The sequence below is a fragment of the Streptomyces sp. NBC_01446 genome (assembly GCF_026340095.1).
Taxonomy (GTDB): domain Bacteria; phylum Actinomycetota; class Actinomycetes; order Streptomycetales; family Streptomycetaceae; genus Streptomyces; species Streptomyces aureus.
Genome location: NZ_JAPEPO010000001.1, coordinates 1738393 through 1757007, shown reverse-complemented (window position 1 = coordinate 1757007; position 18615 = coordinate 1738393). Strand labels below are relative to the sequence as shown.

Below are 18615 nucleotides of genomic sequence, written 5' to 3'. Positions count from 1 at the left end.
GAGGGGGCGGGCCCGCCCACGCCCGCGTGCGCACACAGGCGGTCACGTGTAGGTGCGCGGATGATCACGTCTGGATGCGGAGAACGGCGCGGGTTACGCTACGCGCGTCGCGAGGAGGAGCAAGTGGGCGCACATGCCCGATGGACCCAACTGCTGGAAATACTCGGCAATGAGGGTCATCTCGATGTCACGGAGGCGGCCGAGCGACTGGGCTGTTCCTCCGCCACGATCCGGCGCGACATGGACGAACTGGCCCGGCAGTCCCTGCTGACCCGCACGCGCGGAGGGGCCGTGGTGAGCTCCGTCGCCTACGACCTGCCGCTGCGCTACAAGACGGCCCGCAAGGCGGACGAGAAGCAGCGGATCGCGAAGGCGGTCGCCGAACTCGTCCCGTCGGGCTCCGTCGTCGGTATCAACGGCGGCACCACGACCTCCGAGGTGGCCAGGGAACTGGCCGTCCGCACCGACCCGGGCGGCACGTCCGGCGGCGTCGCGCTCACCGTCGTCACCAACGCGATCAACATCGCCAACGAGCTGGCGATCCGCCCCCATGTGAAGATCGTCGTCACGGGCGGCGTGGCCCGGCCGAGCTCGTACGAACTCGTCGGCCCGCTCGTCACGTCCGTCCTGCAGAGCCTCGCCCTCGACTACACGATCCTCGGTGTGGACGCGGTCCACCCGCGCTTCGGCGCGGCCACCCACGACGAGTCGGAGGCCAGCGCGAACCGCTCGCTCGCCGAACGCGCGGGCACGGTCATCGTGGTGGCCGACTCCTCGAAGCTGGGCCGACGGGCGTTCGCCCAGGTGTGCGCGCTGAACGCGGTGTCGATCCTGGTGACGGACAAGGACGCCCCCGAGGAACTCGTCGAGGAGATCACGGCGCAGGGCATCGAAGTCATCTGCGTGTGACCGGGCGCCCGTAGGGCGTGTTGTGACGGCGCCCGGTCACTTCTAAATCAACTCGGCTTCGTCCAGCGCTGGTTGGCGCCGCCCGCCGCCACTCTCTTGTCGAGCACGAGCAACAGCACATATCTGCAAGCACCTCCCTCCCCCCACCGTTCAGGAGAAACCTGTTCTCGCATGGACTTCTGGAGCGTGCACATGGACTCTCGGCGGGATTCGACGGGGTTGGCTGATCTCACATGCTCGAAAACGCGCTATAACTTGCACAACCAAGCATGTGCTGGGATGTGAGGGTGCGCCATGAGCCATATCGAGAATGAGCTGTACAGCCAGCCCGAGTGCTGGGACAGGGCGGCCGAACTCGCCCTGGCCCGAGGGGCGTTGCTCCCCGAGCCGGGCGAGCGGGTCGCCGTCGTCGGCTGCGGCACCTCGCTCTTCATGGCGCAGGCCGCCGCCGCGCTGCGCGAGGACGCCGGCCACGGCGAGACCCACGCCCACGCCGCCTCGGAGTTCCCTGCCGGACGCCACTACGACCGGGTCGTCGCCCTGACCCGCTCGGGCGCCACCACCGAGGTGCTCCGCCTCCTCGCCGGGCTGCGTGGACGCGTCAGGACCACCGTGATCACCACGGACGCCGCGACCCCGGTGGCCTCGGCCGCCGACGACGTGCTCGCACTCGACTTCGCCGACGAGAAGTCCGTCGTGCAGACCCGCTTCCCGACCTCGGCCCTCACGCTGCTGCGCGCCCACTTCGGGCTGCACTCGCAGGATGTCGTGGACGACGCGCACGACGCGCTCGCCGAGCCGCTGGCCCCGTGGCTCGTCGACTGCACGCAGTTCACGTTCCTCGGCCGGGGCTGGACCGTGGGGCTCGCGGGCGAGGCGGCCCACAAGATGCGCGAGAGCCAACTCCCCTGGACCGGCGCCCATCCGGCCCTGGAGTACCGGCACGGCCCGATCAGTGTCTCGACCCGCGGCACGGTCACGTGGATGCTCGGCGAGGCGCCCGCCGGTCTCGCCGACGAGGTGCACGCCACCGGCGGCATGTGGGTGGCGGGAGGCCTCGACCCGCTGGCCGAACTGGTACGGACGCAGCGCCTCGCGGTGGCGGTCGCGGTGGCCGGCGGCCGTAACCCGGACCGGCCCCGCCACCTCACGCGCTCGGTCATCCTCGCCCGGGTCTGACGGGGTCGACTCCGCCTGAGGAAACCGCTGTTGCGGGGGTGGGGTCAGTGCGGCGGCGCCGGCCGCGATCTCAGCACGCCGGGCGCCACCGAGTGCGGCAGCAGGTCCGCCGGGCTCTGCGGGAGCACCACCTCCAGCTCCGCCTCCTCGTGGAAGCGGTACGGGCGGTGCCCGAGCAGGCTGCCGAGATAGCGGCGTACGCGCGACATCTCGGCGCGCACCGTCACCGTGCGCGTCGGGTCGCCGAACATGTCCTCCGCGAGGCCCGACGCGGTGCGCCCGCCGGGGCGGTGCAGGGCCAGCAGATAGAGGAGTTCGGCGTGGCGCGGGCTCAGCTCGTGCGACCAGGACCGCGTGCCGTCCGTCACCGTGACCGACCAGCGCCGGGGCCCGCTCACGTCCAGGACGACACGGGTGCCGCCGAGCGGTTCGGCCGCCCCGTCCGGGCCGTCGGGCCGCAGCAGCCAGCCGCCCGGCAGCGGCGCCACCGCGCACATCCCCAGCGTCGGCACCCAGGCCCGCCCGTCCGAGAGTTCCGAGAGCTCGGACAGCGACTTGGGCAGCGCGATCCGGTCCACCGGCTGCATCCCCGTCACCGCCGCCGTCCAGCCCTGGACGTCCACGGCGACCGCCCGGCCGCCGATCCGCGCGAGGACCGGCGCCGCGACGGCCCGCAACCGGTCGAGGTCCGCCGCATGCCGCTCCCGCAGCCGCGCCTCCGCCAGCTGCGCGACCGTCCCGACGAGCGAGAGCGTCGCCGGGTGCATCGTCTCCAGCGGGCCGCTCACATCGACGACGCCTATCAGCTGCCCGTCGCGCGGGTCCGTGATCGGTGCCCCTGTGCACGTCCAGGTGTGCTGCGACACCACGAAGTGCTCGGCCGAGAACACCTGCACAGGGCGCCGGGTCACGAGCGGCGTGCCCACCCCGTTCGTCCCGACGGTCTCCTCGGCCCAGTCCGCGCCCAGTTCGAAGCCGAGCCGGTCGGCCTTGTGCAGCACCGCCGCGCTGCCCTCGCGCCACAGGAGGCGCCCGTCCGCGTCGGACACGACCATGATGTGCTGCGCCGCGTCCGCGACGGTGACCAGCGCCTCGCGCAGCACCGGCAGGATCTCCAGGAGCACGGACGACTGGCGGCGCTCCTCCACCTCCTCCATGCTCAGCAGGCCCGAGCGCACGTCACGGTCCGGGTCGACCCCGCTGCGGAGCATGCGGTTCCAGGACTCGCCGATCACCGGGCGCGGCAGGATCTGCGGCGGCTGCCCCGACAGGGTCGCGGCGCGGACACCTTTCAGGAGCCGCGTGGCCAGGGAGCAGTCCATGGTGAACAGCCGGCCGAGATCGACGGTCGAGTTCTTCTGCGTCACGGGTCCTCCTGGAAAAGACCAGTGCGTGGGGACGGGTGCTCATCGTGCCGCTTCACCGGCCTTTGCGGGGGCGGAAAGGCGGACGCGACCGTTGCAACCCTCTGCAACTCTGGCGAACAGCCGTACGTCGGTCGAAGCTGAAACCGTGCCGCTCCGGCGGCGCGGGAGCTCCTCACGGGGCCTGAAGGGCGGGGGTGGTGCCGTGTCGGCGCAGCATCACCCCCGTGACCTCGGTCGTCAAGGCCCGTGACCTCAGTCGTCACCCCGCGACCTCCGCCCGACCGGTCGCTCAGCTCGCAGGGCGCGCCCGCTCGACGACCGACCGCAGGTCCAGGCTGTGGGGCAGCGTGCCGAACGCCGCACCCCAGTCCCCGCCGAGCCGCGAGGCGCAGAACGCGTCCGCGACCTCCGGCGGCGCGTGACGCACCAGCAGCGAGCCCTGGAGCACGAGAGCGATCCGCTCCACGACCCGGCGCGCCCGTGCCTCGATGCCTTCCAGGTCGGCGAGTTCGGTCAGCAGGTCCTTGATGGCGCCGTCGAGACGGTGATCGGCGCCCCGCGTCCTGCCGACCTCCTGGAGGAACGCGTTGAGCGCCTGCGGCTCGCGCTGCAACGCCCGCAGCACGTCGAGCGCCTGCACATTGCCGGACCCCTCCCAGATCGAGTTGAGCGGCGACTCGCGCAGCAGCCGCGGCATGCCGGACTCCTCCACGTAACCGTTCCCGCCCAGGCACTCCAGGGCCTCGGCCGCCATGGGCGTACACCGCTTCGTCACCCAGTACTTGGCGGCCGGGACCGCGATCCGCAGGAACGCCCGCTCCTGCTCGGACCCGGTGTCCTGCACGGCGTCCTGGGCCGCCGCGAGCCGCAGTGCCAGCGTCGTCGCGGCCTCCGACTCCAGCGCCAGGTCGGCCAGCACGTTGCGCATCAGCGGCTTGTCGACGAGCAGACCGCCGAACGCCTCGCGGTACGTGCAGTGGTGGATGGCCTGCGCGACGGCCTGGCGCATGATCGCGGCCGAACCGAGCACGCAGTCCAGGCGGGTGGCGGCGACCATCTCGATGATGGTGCGCACCCCGCGCCCCTCGTCCCCGACCCGGCGCGCCCACGTCCCGTCGAACTCGACCTCGGCCGACGCGTTCGACCGGTTGCCCAGCTTGTCCTTGAGCCGCTGGATCGCGAACGGGTTGCGCGTGCCGTCCTCCAGGACGCGCGGCAGCAGGAAACACGTGAGTCCCTCCGGGGCCTGCGCCAGGACGAGGAAGCCGTCCGACATGGGCGCGGAGCAGAACCACTTGTGCCCGGTCAGCTCGTACGTGCCGTCCTCGGCGAGCGGCGTCGCCCGCGTCGTGTTCGCGCGGACGTCGCTGCCGCCCTGCTTCTCCGTCATGCCCATCCCGAACACGACGCCCGCCTTCGTGGCGGCGGGCCGCAGCCCCGCGTCGTACACCATCGAGGTCAGCCGGGGCTCCCACTCGGCGGCCAGCGCGGGATCGGCCCGCAGCGCGGGCACCGCCGCGTGCGTCATCGACAGCGGGCAGGTGTGGCCCGCCTCGACCTGGCTCCACACCAGGAACGCGGCCGCGCGCCGCAGATGGCCGCCGGGCCGCGACCAGGCCGACGTCAGCCCGGCCGCGACGCCCTTGCCCATGAGCCGGTGCCAGGACGGATGGAACTCGACCTCGTCGACACGGTGCCCGTAGCGGTCGTGGGTGTGCAGCGTCGGCGGATTCCCGTTCGCGAGCACGCCCCACTCCAGGGCCTGGGCGGAACCGGCGGCGCGGCCGAGGACGCCGAGTTCCTCGCGGACCTCGGCGGTGAGCGGGGGCTCCAGATGCCGTTCGAGTCCCTCGGTGAGGGCCCTGTCCGCGGCAAAAACGTCATATCCCACCAGGGGCGGAGCCTGGTTGGTCACTGCGTGGGTGGTGGCTGCCATGACAGATACGGTAAGGACGTGCACCAGGCAAAAGAAACACCCGATCGGCCACGCAGAGGCCGACTCCACCGGGCCCGCGCCCTTTATCGCAACGTCTCGAAGCGCAGGACCGCCTGGCTGCTGCTCAAGGACACCGTCAACTCGTGCATGGAGTACCGCATCCTGGGGCTCGCGGCCGAGGCGGCGTTCTTCACGCTCCTGTCCGTGCCCCCGCTGCTCCTCTCCCTCATCGGGCTGCTCGCCTACGTCGACACCTGGACCGGCGCCCACACGATCGCCGGCGTTCGCGACAACATCCTGGAGGCGTCGCGCACCGTCCTGAGCGACCAGGGCGTGAAGGAGATCGCCCGGCCGATCCTCGACGACGCGATGAAGGGCCGCCCGGACGTCATCTCCATCGGCTTCCTGTTCTCGCTGTGGTCGGGCTCGCGCGCCGTGTCCACGTTCGTCGACACGGTGACGGTCATGTACGGGCTCGACGGCGTGCGCGGCATCGTCAAGACCCGACTGCTCGCCTTCCTGCTGTTCCTCGTCGCGCTGATCGTCGGCTCGGTCGCGCTGCCGCTGATGATCGCGGGCCCGGACGCGGTGATCGCCCTGGTCCCGTGGTCGGAGACCGTGGTCCAGGTCCTGTACTGGCCCGTCGTCCTCCTCCTGTCGGTGGTGTTCCTGACGACGCTCTACCACGTGTCCGTGCCCGTGCGCTCGCCGTGGATCGAGGACGTCCCCGGCGCCCTCGTGGCCCTCGCGATGTGGGTGCCGGGCAGCTTCCTGCTCCGCCTCTACATCACCAGCACCATCGAGGGCCCCACCATCTACGGGTCCCTGGCCGCGCCCGTCGCCGTGCTCCTGTGGATCGGCGTGTCGGCGTTCGCGGTGCTCGTCGGCGCCGCGGTGAACGCGGCGATCGACCGGGTCTGGCCGTCCGTCGCGACGTCGGTCGCCCGTGCCGCCAACGAGCGGTGGCGGACCAAGCAGGCCGCGGAGTACGTCGCCCGCTCCGCCGCCCGCGAGGCGCACGGCGGCGACGACGCGGACGACCCCGACATGCCGTCCGAGTTCCCCGAGCGCTGGTCGAAGTTCCTGCCCCCGGACGACGTGTCGTCCCGCCTGCGCACGCACGTGCGCAAGAACGGCGACCATCCGCAGGACCCTCATCAGCGCGATCACGGCCACCACGACCACAACTGACCTGCCGACGCCACCCCGCGCACGCGGCGTAGCCTCGAAGGCGTGGCTGACGTGTACCGGGAGCGGGCGGCGCCGAGCGTGGCGGGCGCGGTCCTGTGGACCCGTACCGTCACCCCGGGCGGCGACGGCCGAAGCCCCGGACCGGACGTTCTGCCCGACGGCTGCATGGACCTGCTGTGGACCGAGGGACGCCTCTTCGTCGCCGGACCCGACACACACGCGTACCGGCCCGGCATCAGCGGCGCCACCCGGTTCGCCGGCATCCGCTTCTTCCCCGGCACCGCGCCCGCCGTCCTCGGCGTCCCGGCCCAGGAACTGCGCGACCGGCGCGTCGACCTCGCCGACCTGTGGCCGTCGGACCAGGTGCGGCGCCTGACCGAACGGGTCGACGCGGCACACGACCCGGCGGCCGCCCTCGAAGCCGTGGCCCTCGAACGGGGAGCCGCGCCGCCCGACGCCGTCCTCGCGCACATCGTGGCGTCGCTCGGCGCGGGCCGCACCGTCGCCGAGACCGCCGACAGCGCGGGGCTCGGCGCCCGCAGCCTGCACCGGCGCTCCCTCGCCGCGTTCGGCTACGGACCCAAGACCCTGGCCCGCGTCCTGCGTCTGCAACGCGCCCTCGCGCTGGCCCGCGGGGGAGCGCCGTTCGCCGAGACGGCCACGCGGGCGGGGTACGCCGACCAGGCCCATCTGGCGCGTGACGTAAGGGAGTTGGCGGGTGCTCCGCTGACCCGTCTCGTCTGACGGGGCGGCCGCGCCTACCAGGGCGAGATCGGCTCGATCCCGACCCGGCGCCCCTCCTCGTCGAGCAGATGCCCCATGCGCTTGACGGTGTGCAGGCCGACGATGCGGTCCGTCACCGTGAGCGTGGGCAGCCGGGCGCACAGCGCGGTCTCGCGGCGCTGGATGTCTCCCAGGTCGTGTACCCACAGCGTGGCGAAGATGTTCGCGGGACCCGTGACGGCCGCGACAAGACGGCACTCCGGGAGCGCGGCGAGCGTGCGGTGGACGGTGCCGATGTCCCGCGCGGGGACCCGGCCGAGCAGCGACACCGGGACCGGATGACCGGCGAGCGCGGACGCGATGTCGCAGCGGAACGTCAGGACCGCCGAGTCCGTGAGGCGGCGCAGCCTGCGCCGGACGGTGGGCGGGCTGGTGTCGGTGCGCTCGGCGAGTTCGGCGAGGCCGAGCCGCCCGTCCCGGACGAGTTCGCCGAGCAGGGCCCGGTCCACGTGGTCGAGTTCGAGCCCGCGCGCCGGCTCCTGCGCCGCCGTGGCATGGCCGAGCGCCGTCATCTGCGAGGGGTCGAGGGAGCGCAGCCGCCAGCGGCTGCCCTCGACGTAGAGCGACGTGGCGAACAGGGCGCTGACCGACACGATCCCCGGCAGCAGGTCCAGCTCCCGTGTGAGGAAGCGGCTGAGCGAGGGCAGGTCGGGGGCCAGCACGTCGAGCAGCAGGTCGGAGCTGCCCGGGGCGGTCACCTCGATCGTCACCGCCTCCGGGAGCTCACTCAGCCGGGCGAGCAGCCGCGACCGCTCCTGCGGCAGGCAGCGCAGCAGCACGAACGCCGTGCAGCGGTTGCGGGTGAACTCACGGCCCGGCGCCGCGTACACCCAGGCGAGCCCCGCCCGCGTCAGCCGGTCCCAGCGCCGCGCCAGCGTGCCCGCCGTCACGCCGAGCAGCGGCGAGAGCTCCGACCAGGAGGCCCGGGGCCGCAACTGGAGGGCGTTCACCAGAGCGAGGTCCAGCTCGCTGGCGGTGACCGTTTCTCGCATCACTAGCACTCCGTACGTACGAATCCATGAATATTCGGGGCCGTCCGTGCCTCGGCCCGCACAGTAGCGACCACATTCGGTTCCGGCCACCAGAAGATCCAGAGGTGAAGCTGTGTCCACACACACAACGGGAACGGGGCGCGGACCCGGAGCGGTGAGCTCCGGCCCGGCCATGGTCGCGACGATGGCCGTCGTCGTCCTGTTCAGCGGCATCGTCCAGGGCTATCTGACCCCGCTCCTCCCCGAGGTCGGCCGGAGCCTGCACATCGGCACCGTCGGGCAGAACAACATCTACCTGCTCTTCCAGCTGGCCTGCGCCGTGCTGACACCGCTGCTGTCCCGGCTCGGTGACCTGCACGGACACCGCAGGCTGCTGCGGGTGGCGCTCGCGATGGTGGCGGGCGGCTCGCTCCTGATCGCCGCGTGGCCCTCCGCGGTGACCCTCGCCGTCGGCGTCACCCTCCAGGGCGCCCTCGTCGGCTTCTTCCCGCTCCTCGTGGGCATCCTCCGCTCCCGCGCCCCCGAGCAGAACCGCACCGGGATCTCCCTCCTCGTGGGCGTCCTGCTCATCGCGATCGGCGTCGGCGGCCTCGTGGCCGGCGCGCTCAGCGAGGGCCACGCGGAGGCCGGGCTGTGGACCGCGGTCCCCGTCGCCGTGCTCGCCGTCGTCGCCGGTCTCGTACTGCCGGACAGCGACATCCCGCGTGGCGGCCGCTTCCACTACGGCGCGGCGGCGCTGCTCACCGCGGGCCTCATCGCGCTCGTCCTCGTCCTCGCTCAGGGCAGCACGTGGGGCTGGGGCTCGGCGCGCACGATCGGGCTCGCCGTCGTGGCCGTCGCCGTCCTCGCGGCCTGGGTGGCCGTCGAGCGCCGGTCCGAGAACCCGCTGGTCAGCGTCCGCATGCTGGCCAACCCGCGGCTCGCGGTGGTCAGCGGCTACACGTTCTGCGCCTCGTTCGGCACGATCGGCTTCCTCGGCGCCAACGCCCTCTTCCTCGGCTCCTCACGCTCCGAGAACGGCTACGGCATGGACATGGGTCCGCAGGCCATCGCCACGATCTCGCTCGCCATGGTCGTCGCCGGATTCGCCGGATCCACGCTGACGCCGCGCCTCGCCCGGCGCATCGGCGACCGCGCCGTGCTCGCCACGGGCGGCGTCCTCGTCGCGCTCGGCTTCCTGGGCATGGCCCTCTTCCACGACAGCCTCGGCCAGTACGTCACCTCCGCCCTCGTCGTGGGCCTGGCGACCGGGCTCTTCGAGTCGATCACGCGGACCCTGTCGGCGGAGGTCGTCGAGGAGCACGAGACCGCGCTCGCCGTCGGACTCAACGAACTCGCCCTCTCCCTGGGCGCGGCCATCGGCGCCGCCGTGATCGGCGGCTTCTTCACCGCCCACGCCGTGCGAGGCACCACGCGCATCGCGGAGTCCGGCTACCTGTGGGGCTGGGGCGCGTGCGCCTGCGCCGCCGTCGTCGGCACGGCCCTCGCCCTGCGCTACCGCGCGCCCCGCACCGGCGCCAGCCCCGTACCGCACCTCGCCCCGACCGGAGACCTCGCATGACCGACACCCCGACCGCGCGCAAGACCGTGACCGGCGCCGTACGGCACTGGCGCGAGCCGGTCGTCGCCCTCAGCCACGCCCTGCACGACGACCCCGAGACCGCCCTGCACGAGCACCGCGCGGCGGCCCGGATCGCCGACCTCATGGAGAGCGCCGGATTCACCGTCACCCGCGGCGCCGGCGACCTGCCCACCGCGGTGCTCGCCACCTACGGCACCGGCGACCTCGTCATAGCGTTCTGCGCCGAGTACGACGCCCTGCCCGGCATCGGCCACGCCTGCGGACACAACGTCAACGGCGCCGCGTCCGTCGGCGCCGCCCTCGGCCTCGCCGCCGTCGCCGACGAACTCGGCGTCACGGTCAAGCTGATCGGCACGCCCGCCGAGGAGGACATCGGCGGAAAGGTGCTCCTCATGGACGCCGGGATCTTCGACGACGTCGCCGCCGCGATGATGGTGCACGCCGCCCCCGACGACACCGTGGGCGCCTCCTCGCTGGCCATCGGAGCCTGGGATCTCGCCTACCGGGGCAGGCCCTCGCACGCCGCGCTCGCCCCCTGGGAGGGCGTCAACGCGCTCGACGCCATGACCGTCGCCCAGACCGCCGTAGGCCTCCTGCGCCAGCAGCTGCCGCCCGGCGTCGTCGTGCACGGCATCGTCACCGACGGCGGCCAGGCCGTGAACGTCATCCCGGCCCGCACCGCCGCCCGCTACGAGGTCAGGGCGCGCACCGTGGAGCAGCTCGCCGAGGCCTGGCAGCGGGTCAGGGCGTGCTTCGAGGCGGGCGCGCTCGCCACCGGGGCCGAGCTCGAAGTGAGCGCGCACGGAAGGGACTTCGCCGACCTGCGCCAGGACGAGGAGATGACCCGGTCCTACGCGGGTGCCGCCGCCGAGCTGGGCCGTACGGTCACCTCGCTGCACGGCGAGACGATGGCGTCGACCGACATGGGCAACGTCTCGCAGCGCATCCCCTCGATCCACCCCACGGTCGGCTACGACACGGGCGGTGCCAAGCAGCACACCCCCGAGTTCACCGCCCACGGCAAGACGCCGGGCGCCGACCTCGCGGTACTCGACGGGGCGACGGCCCTCGCCCTCGTAGGGGTCGACCTCGCGACGTGTGGGGTACAGCGCGCCCGGCTGCTCGACGGGGTGCGCAAGCGCCGGGCGGCCGCGTCCTAGCCGGGCGGACGCCTTTTCTAAGCGGTCGTGGCCAGCGGTGCGAACAGGTCGACCCCGTTGCCGTCGGGGTCGAGGACCACGGCGTACCGCTGGCCCCAGAACGCGTCCCACGGCTTGAGCTCGCCGTCGTACCCGGCGGCCAGCAGCTCCTCGTAGACGGCGTCCACCCCGGCCGCGTCGCCACAGTCGAAGGCCAGCCCGTGCCGGGAGGCGCCACGGGCGGGCGCCCGCCAGGACGGGTGGAACGACTTCACGGTCTCCTCGGTGTCGAGCAGGACGCGCAGGCCGCCGGACAGGACGGCCTCCGTGTGCGGCTGCTCCTCGGCCCCTTCGGGGAACGCGAGGCCGAGGCGGCGGTAGAACGTGACGGCGGCGGCCATGTCGGAGACGACGACGCCCACGGCGTCGAGTCGTGCGGTGATCTCGGTCATGCCCCCACCGTAGGCACGCGCCCCCGCACCGGTCTTGAACGAATCGGACACCGCCGCGCCGAACCTGCGCCCGGCCGCCGGCCCACGCCGCTCAGCGACGTACCGCCGCCGCGAGCGCCGCGATCCGGCCAGGGCCCACGCGGCAGCAGCCTCCGATCAGCCGCGCCCCGGCCCGCTCCCAGCCGGCAACGCGGTCCGCGGTGAACGTGGCCGCGCCCCGCCAGCCGCGCGCTTCCGCGTCCCAGGACTCGCCGCTGTTCGGATAGGCCACCACCGGCTTCCCCGTGACGCGCGCGGCCAGCGCCACCGCGGGTTCGACGTCCTCGGGCGCACAGCAGTTGACGCCCACCGCGACGATCTCGTCCGCGTCGGCGGCGAGCGCGAACGCCTCCTCCAGGGGTTGCCCGGCGCGGGTGCGGTCACCGGCGACGCTGTACGACAGCCACGCCGGGACGCCGAGCCCCCGCACGGCCCGCAGCAGAGCCAGCGCCTCGTCGGTGTCCGGCACGGTCTCCAGGGCGAGCACGTCCGGCCCGGCCGCGGCGAGGGCGTCGAGCCGGGGCCGGTGGAAGGCCTCCAGCTCGGCCACCGTCAGGCCGTAGCGGCCCCGGTACTCCGAACCGTCGGCAAGCATCGCCCCGTACGGGCCCGCCGACGCGGCCACCCACAGCGGACCCGGCACCCCCTTCGCCTCCGCGCGCCGGGCCGCCTCGCGCGCCAACTCGACGCTCAGGGCGAGGAGTTCGGCGGCCCGCTCGCGGGAGACCCCGCGCCGCGAGAACCCCTCGAACGTCGCCTGGTAGCTCGACGTGATCGCCACCGAGGCCCCCGCCTCGTAGTACGCGAGGTGCGCGGCCACGATCGCCCCGGGCCGCTCGGCGAGCAGCCGCGCCGACCACAGCTCGTCGCTCAGGTCGTACCCGGCGGACTCCAGCTGGTTGGAGAGCCCGCCGTCCAGGACGACCGGCCCCGCGGCGAGGGCTTCGGCAAGAGGAGGTGACGTCATACGACGACGCTAACCCTGTCGGAGCCCGGACGGGATCAGCGCTTGAAGGCCACCGCCGCGTACACGTTGATGTCGTCGTCGGTGACGTCGTTGATGTCGCGGTACATCGTCTGCTCGATCGGGTCGAGGCTCGCCAGGTACGCCTCGTCGCGGCCGGCGCCCCCGTCGTGGTCGGCGACGTGGTCGGGCCGCCAGCGATGGGCGGGCACGATGCCCGGCTCGACGATCTCCAGGCCGTTCTCCGTGAAGAACCGGCGCACCTCGTCCGCCGAGCGGAGCACGAACGTGAAGCCGCGCTCGTGGTACGTCTCGGCCACCTTGGCGATCTTCTCGGCGTTCAGGTCGGAGGTGAGGTGGCTCAGGAACAGCGCGCTGCCCACCGGCAGCGCGTCCACCAGCGTGCGCACGATGTCGTACGCCTCCGCGTCCTCGATGAAGTGCAGGATCGCCACGAGACCGAGCGCGACCGGCGCGTCCAGGTCGATGGTGCCCGCGGCGTCCTGGAGGATCTTCGCCGGGTCGCGCAGGTCCGCGTCGATGTAGGCCGTCGCGCCCTGGGAGCCGCTCGCCAGGAGGGCGCGGGCGTGCGCGAGGACGACGGGGTCGTTGTCGACGTAGACGATCCGCGCCTCGGGGGCGATGCGCTGGGCGACCTGGTGCACGTTCTCCTGCGTCGGCAGGCCCGTGCCGACGTCGAGGAACTGGCGCAGGCCCGCCTCGCGCGTCAGGTAGTTCACCGAGCGCCGCATGAAGTCGCGGTTGTGCCGCACGTCGAGGTAGCCGCGCGGGTTCACCGCGAGGGCGGCGGTGGCCGCGTCCCGGTCGGCCGCGTAGTTGTCCTTGCCGCCGAGGAAGACGTCGTACACCCGCGCCGGGTGCGCCTTGGAGCTGTCGATCCGCTTGTGCAGCTGCTCGGCGGAGTCGTGCTGGGGAGTGTCGTCGCCCATGAAGGCCATCCCTCGTAGCTGGTCGTCGCAGGGACAACAACCTAGCTCCTACGAGCATGTGTCCGTGATCGGATCCGGCCTGTCCCGTACCCTCAACTCCCGGGTACGGGACAGGCCTTGGCCCATGGCTCAGCCCGCCGCCGAGAACGTGAAGGCGAAGGTGGCCGGGGCCACCTCGTGCACGTACCGGGGGAGCGGGCCGGGGCCGCAGGACTGGGAGCCGATGCCGTGCTGGGCGTGGTCCAGGTTCACCCACACCGTGTCCCCGGCCACCAGGTCCGTGCGGTGCCCGGCCGCGTCGAGGTGTTCGCTCGTCCAGCGGCGGGCCGTGAACCAGAACTCCGGCTCGCCGTCGATCCGCAGGCCGCCGATCTCCATCCGGCGGACATCCGCGCGCGCACCGTTCTCCTGCGGGCGCACGTACGGAGTCTGGAGCTCGTCGACTGACGCCTCCCACAGGCCGAGCCGCGACGCGGCACGCGTGTCCGGGTAGGCCTCGCCGGGGCCGCCGCCGAACCAGCGCGCGTGCGTCACGGACGACGGCAGGCCGAGGCGGACGCCCAGGCGGGGGAGCGGCACCGTCCAGTCGCCCTCGGGGGTCACCGAGACCGTCAGGGTCAGACGGCCGCTCTCGCCCGCCGTCCAGCGGTACTCCGTGCCGAGCGCGAACTGCTCGGCCGCGGGGGCCACCCGGGTCCGAACCGTCAACGCGCCTGATTCCAGGGTGACTCGGTCGAGGCGGTGCCGCATGCGATGCAGCCCGGCCGTGCGCCACAGGGGGCCGAACCGCCGGTCCGCCTGCCAGTCGGCGCCGTTGTCGTTGTCCGTCGGCGCCCGCCACACGTCCAGGCGCACCCCGGTGACCGGCATCTGCCCGACGCTCCGCAGCTCACCGGTGCGCGCGTCGAAGACCGCCGGGCCGAGCGTGACGACCTCCGCGTCCCGCACCGGCGACAGCCCGCTCGCGGGAACGACCGACTGCCGTCCCGATACGGGGAGTTGACCCCATGCGACCACGTGACCCCGGTCCGCCCACGCGGTGTCGTCGGCGAGCGCCGCCCGTACCGTCCACTGCGTCTCCGCGCCCCGCGCCGCGTCCGGCGGGGCGGGCAGCTTGACGTCCGCGCTCTCGCCGGGCGCGAGCGCGGGCACGGCGAGCGGGCCCGACTCCACCGGCGCGCCGTCCACCTCGTACGCCCAGGTGAAGGCCAGCGCGGCGAGCTCCGCGAAGTCGTGGCGGTTCGTGACGCGGACCGTGCCCGCCGTCCCGTCGCCCTCGACCAGGACCGGCTCGATCACCTTCTTGTACTCGACGAGTCCGGGCGAGGGCGTGCGGTCGGGGAAGAGGAGCCCGTCGCACACGAAGTTGCCGTCGTGCAGCTCCTCGCCGAAGTCACCGCCGTACGCGTACCCGTACCGCCCGTCCGCGAGGCCGTGGTCGATCCACTCCCAGACGAAGCCGCCCTGGAGCCGGTCGTACGTCTCGAACAGGTGCTGGTACTCGGAGAGTCCGCCGGGCCCGTTGCCCATCGCGTGCGCGTACTCGCACAGGATGAACGGGAGTTCGCGGCGCGCGTCGGGGCCCTCGTCCTCGTACCGGCCGATGCGTTCGACCTCGGCGTGGTCCGCGTACATCCGCGAGTAGACGTCGGTGTCGGCGCACGACGGGTCGCCCTCGTAGTGCAGTGGGCGGGACGGGTCGCGGTCGCGGATCAAGCCGGCCATCGCGGTCAGGCCCGCGCCCGTGCCGCACTCGTTGCCGAGCGACCAGATGATCACCGACGGGTGGTTCTTGTCGCGCTCCACCATGCGGGCCGCCCGGTCGAGGAGCGCCGGGGTCCAGCGCTCGTCGTCGACCGGATTGCGCTGCCACCGCTCGTGGGTGAAGCCGTGCGTCTCCAGGTCGCACTCGTCGATCACCCAGAGGCCGAACTCGTCGCACAGGTCGAGGAACGCGGGGTGGGGCGGGTAGTGCGAGGTCCGCACGGCGTTGATGTTGTGCCGCTTCATGAGGAGGACGTCGTGACGCATCGTCTCCTCGTCCACGGCGCGGCCCCGCTCCGGGTGGAACTCGTGCCGGTTGACGCCGCGGAACAGGATCCGCTTCCCGTTGACCTTGAGGACGCCGTCCTCCACGGCGACGGTACGGAAACCGGCGCGGAAGGGGATGATCTCCCCGCCCGGCGTGGCCAGTTCACCCGCGTACAGGCGCGGCGTCTCGGCCGTCCACGGCTCCACCGGCAGCGTCACCGGCTGACCCGCCCCGACGTCCACGCCGAGTTCGGGCACGGTCACGCGCCCTCCCGCGCTCGCCTCGACCCGCAGCGTGCCTTCCCCGGTGCGGTGGTCGTACGCGGTGTGCACGAAGAAGTCGGCGTCCGCGCCGTCGGGCCGGTGCAGCAGCGTGACCTCACGGAAGATGCCGGGCAGCCACCACTGGTCCTGGTCCTCCAGGTACGAGCCGGACGACCACTGATGGACGCGTACGGCCAGCACGTTGCCCTCGGCGCGCAGCAGCCCCTCGACCGCGAACTCGTGCGGCAGCCGCGAGCCCTTGAACTCGCCGAGCTCCTCGCCGTTCAGCCAGACCCGCGCACACGACTCGACCCCCTCGAAGCGCAGCACGGCCGCCCCCGACGCCGGCCAGTCGTCCGGCAGGTCGAAGACGCGCAGATGGTCACCGGTCGGGTTCTCGGTCGGGACGCGCGGCGGGTCGACGGGGAACGGGTAGACGGTGTTCGTGTACGCCGGTGACCCGTGGGCCCCCTCGCCCTGGAGCACCCAGTGCCCCGGCACCGTCAGCTCCGTCCAGTCGGACGCGTCGTGGCCGGGGCGGGCGAAGGACTCGTCGTGGCCGTCAGCCGTCGCCGAGAGGCGGAAGCGCCACGGGCCGTCCAGGGACAGGGACGCGGCGTCGGAGGCGGCGTACCAGGAGCGGGGCGCGACACCGCCGGTCCCGGGGGACACCTGCTCGTAGTAGGGGAGTGCGGATTCCTCAGGGAGGGACACCTCGGGGAGGGACATCGTTCTCCTTGACGGTCAGGTCGTGTGCGGGGTGAGGGTGGTGCCGGTCAGGCCCGGCGACGACAGCACGCCCTCCAGGGCGAAGGTCGCCGCACCCAGGCTCACGGGGTCGGTCGGTATCGGGGACAGGACGATCTCGGTGGCCGCGAACGGGCTGCCCAGCGCGTGCCGCGCGACGGCCTCGCGCACTTCGGTCAGCAGGGGCGTACCGAGCGCGGCCGCCACCCAGCTGCTGAGCACGATCACTTGGGGGTTGAGCAGGTTCACCAGGTCCGCGACGGCGGCGCCGAGATGGCGGGCGGTCTCCCGGACGACCCGCAGCGCCACCGGGTCGCCGCCGGCGGCCGCGCGGCCGAGCGCGCCGATCGTGGCGGTCTGGTCCTCTTCGGTCAACAGCGCGCTGCACGGGGCGAGTTCGCGCAGCGTCCGCATGATGGCGGGCGCGCCCACGTACGCCTCCACGCACCCGGCGTCGCCGCAGCGGCACGGCCGCCCGTCGAGCACGAGCGTGGTGTGACCCCACTCGCCGGCGCTGTTCGTGACGCCGCGGTGCAGGGCGCCGCCGAGCGCGAGGCCCGCGCCGACGCCGGTGCCGAGGTTGATCACCACGGCGTCGTCGCATCCGCGCGCGGCACCGAACCACAGCTCCGCGACCGTCGCCGCCCGCAGCGGGTTGTCGAGGTGGACCGGGTAGGGGAGGCGCTCGCCGAGCAGCGCGGTCAGCGGCACGTCGCGCCAGCCCCAGTTCGCGGCGCGGACCGCGACGCCGCGCTCGCGGTCGACCTGCCCCGGCATCGTGACGCCCACCCCGAGCACCCGCGGCGGGCGGCGTGCGTCCGCGGCGGCGACCACGGCCCCCACCGCCGCCGCGATCCGGCCGACGACCTCCTCGGGGGCGGACTCCCCGGGCCGCAGCTCCTCCTCGGCGCGCGCCACGACGCCCAGCGCGAGATCGAAGAGCTCCGCGTGCACGTACGTCTCCGCCACGTCGACGCCGACGAGCGCGCCGCCCGCCGCGTCCACCGCGACCAGCGAGCGCGGACGCCCGCCCGCGGACTCCTCGAAACCGACCTCGACGAGCAGGCCGAGTGCTGTGAGCTCCGCCACGAGCGTGGCGACCGTCGCCTGACTGAGCCCGGTCGCCGCCGCCAACTCGCCCCGGGAGGCGGGGGATTTGGCGATGAGGTGGCGCAGCACCGCGTACCGGTTCGCCGTCCTGATGTCCCGGGATGTGCGCTTCACTGTGTCCCCTTCCTCCGCCCGGTTCGACGCTACGGCCGCCCGCACTCTTTCGACAAGGGGTTTGAAAAGGGGTTGTCAAAAGTCCCCGCCCGCGAGGGGGTGATCACCACGGAGTACCGTCCGACCGCATGACCCAGACCGAGAACGCGACAACGCTGTCGCGCACGCTCCCGCAGACCGACCGCACCCGCCACAGCAGGCTCCGCGAGCAGGGCAGCCTCGAACGCTCCGACCTCGAGGCGATCCTCGACGCGGGGTTCGTCTGCCATCTCGGCGTCCTCGTCGACGGCCGCCCCGTCGTCGTCCCCACCGTCTACGGCCGCGACGACACCCGGCTCTACCTGCACGGATCGGTGGCGAGCCGCAGCCTGGCCGCCGAACCCGACGCGCCGATATGCGTGACCGTCACCCACGTCGACGGCCTGGTCCTCGCCCGCTCCGTCTTCGAGCACGGCGTGAACTACCGCAGCGCGATGATCCACGGCGTACCGCGCTCGGTCACCGACCCCGACGAGAAACTCGCGGGCCTGCAACGCCTCACCGAGCACGCGACCCCCGGCCAGTGGACGTACGCCCGCCGGCCCAACCGCAAGGAACTGGCCGCCACCACCCTCCTGGTGCTGTCCCTCGACGAGGCCTCCGTCAAGATCCGTACGGGCGCCCCCGACGACGGCGCGGGGCCCGACGCAGCCCTCGGCCTGTGGGCCGGCACCCTGCCCCTGACCTCCCGCTGGGGCGCGCCGACCGCCGACCCGCTGCTGCCGCCCGGCATCACCGCCCCGGCGCACATCGTGGCGCGCGCGGGGACCCGGCAGGGCTGACGGGCAAGCGGGGGCATACCGTGAGTTCTCGAGCAGTGATGTTCC

The 18615-nt window shown here is 73.1% G+C and carries 15 protein-coding genes; 7 read left to right on the top strand and 8 right to left on the bottom strand.

Annotation, left to right across the window (positions count from 1 at the left end; translation table 11 throughout):
• Positions 1-123 precede the first annotated feature (123 nt).
• Both OG456_RS07880 and OG456_RS07875 read left to right on the top strand, forming a co-directional pair.
• Positions 124-909 carry a DeoR/GlpR family DNA-binding transcription regulator gene (locus tag OG456_RS07880; protein WP_266558587.1) on the top strand — a complete coding sequence of 262 codons (786 nt, stop codon included), beginning with the start codon at positions 124-126 and terminating at the stop codon, positions 907-909.
• Between the two features lie 294 nt (positions 910-1203).
• Complete coding sequence (locus OG456_RS07875; protein ID WP_266558585.1) at positions 1204-2088, top strand: SIS domain-containing protein; 885 nt, start codon at positions 1204-1206, stop codon at positions 2086-2088.
• A 44-nt stretch (positions 2089-2132) separates the two neighbouring features.
• Here OG456_RS07875 and OG456_RS07870 read toward each other — a convergent pair whose 3' ends face one another.
• Positions 2133-3410, bottom strand: coding sequence for a GAF domain-containing protein (locus tag OG456_RS07870; RefSeq protein ID WP_266569113.1), 1278 nt, complete (start codon positions 3408-3410; stop codon positions 2133-2135).
• Positions 3411-3744: 334 nt separating this feature from the next.
• On the bottom strand, positions 3745-5391 hold the full coding sequence (locus OG456_RS07865) for an acyl-CoA dehydrogenase family protein (RefSeq protein ID WP_266558583.1): 1647 nt from the start codon (positions 5389-5391) through the stop codon (positions 3745-3747).
• An 18-nt stretch (positions 5392-5409) separates the two neighbouring features.
• Between OG456_RS07865 and OG456_RS07860 the strand changes: the two genes are divergently transcribed.
• Positions 5410-6582, top strand: coding sequence for a YihY/virulence factor BrkB family protein (locus OG456_RS07860; RefSeq protein ID WP_266558581.1), 1173 nt, complete (start codon positions 5410-5412; stop codon positions 6580-6582).
• A gap of 51 nt (positions 6583-6633) precedes the next feature.
• On the top strand, positions 6634-7326 hold the full coding sequence (locus OG456_RS07855; RefSeq protein ID WP_266569112.1) for a DUF6597 domain-containing transcriptional factor: 693 nt from the start codon (positions 6634-6636) through the stop codon (positions 7324-7326).
• Positions 7327-7340: 14 nt separating this feature from the next.
• On the opposite strand, the gene OG456_RS07850 is transcribed toward OG456_RS07855, so the two are convergent.
• Positions 7341-8357, bottom strand: coding sequence for an Lrp/AsnC family transcriptional regulator (locus OG456_RS07850; protein ID WP_266558579.1), 1017 nt, complete (start codon positions 8355-8357; stop codon positions 7341-7343).
• A gap of 112 nt (positions 8358-8469) precedes the next feature.
• Here OG456_RS07850 and OG456_RS07845 point away from each other — a divergent pair, with 112 nt between their 5' ends.
• Both OG456_RS07845 and OG456_RS07840 read left to right on the top strand, forming a co-directional pair.
• On the top strand, positions 8470-9918 hold the full coding sequence (locus tag OG456_RS07845) for an MFS transporter (RefSeq protein ID WP_266558577.1): 1449 nt from the start codon (positions 8470-8472) through the stop codon (positions 9916-9918).
• Positions 9915-11099: an amidohydrolase gene (locus OG456_RS07840; protein ID WP_266558575.1), complete on the top strand. Its 1185-nt coding sequence runs from the start codon at positions 9915-9917 to the stop codon at positions 11097-11099. Before OG456_RS07845 ends, OG456_RS07840 begins: the two co-directional genes overlap by 4 nt.
• 17 nt (positions 11100-11116) lie before the next feature.
• On the opposite strand, the gene OG456_RS07835 is transcribed toward OG456_RS07840, so the two are convergent.
• From OG456_RS07835 to OG456_RS07815, 5 genes are all read right to left on the bottom strand, one after another.
• Positions 11117-11530 (bottom strand): VOC family protein, encoded by a 414-nt coding sequence (locus tag OG456_RS07835; RefSeq protein ID WP_266558573.1) that lies wholly within the window; start codon positions 11528-11530, stop codon positions 11117-11119.
• Between the two features lie 91 nt (positions 11531-11621).
• Positions 11622-12536 (bottom strand): homocysteine S-methyltransferase, encoded by a 915-nt coding sequence (mmuM, locus tag OG456_RS07830; protein WP_266558571.1) that lies wholly within the window; start codon positions 12534-12536, stop codon positions 11622-11624.
• Between the two features lie 35 nt (positions 12537-12571).
• Positions 12572-13483 carry an SAM-dependent methyltransferase gene (locus tag OG456_RS07825; RefSeq protein ID WP_266558569.1) on the bottom strand — a complete coding sequence of 304 codons (912 nt, stop codon included), beginning with the start codon at positions 13481-13483 and terminating at the stop codon, positions 12572-12574.
• 129 nt (positions 13484-13612) lie between these two features.
• Positions 13613-16507: a glycoside hydrolase family 2 TIM barrel-domain containing protein gene (locus OG456_RS07820; protein ID WP_266558567.1), complete on the bottom strand. Its 2895-nt coding sequence runs from the start codon at positions 16505-16507 to the stop codon at positions 13613-13615.
• A gap of 15 nt (positions 16508-16522) precedes the next feature.
• Positions 16523-17749, bottom strand: coding sequence for an ROK family transcriptional regulator (locus OG456_RS07815; protein WP_266558565.1), 1227 nt, complete (start codon positions 17747-17749; stop codon positions 16523-16525).
• Between the two features lie 128 nt (positions 17750-17877).
• Here OG456_RS07815 and OG456_RS07810 point away from each other — a divergent pair, with 128 nt between their 5' ends.
• Positions 17878-18570 carry a pyridoxamine 5'-phosphate oxidase family protein gene (locus tag OG456_RS07810; protein WP_266558563.1) on the top strand — a complete coding sequence of 231 codons (693 nt, stop codon included), beginning with the start codon at positions 17878-17880 and terminating at the stop codon, positions 18568-18570.
• Positions 18571-18615 lie beyond the last annotated feature (45 nt).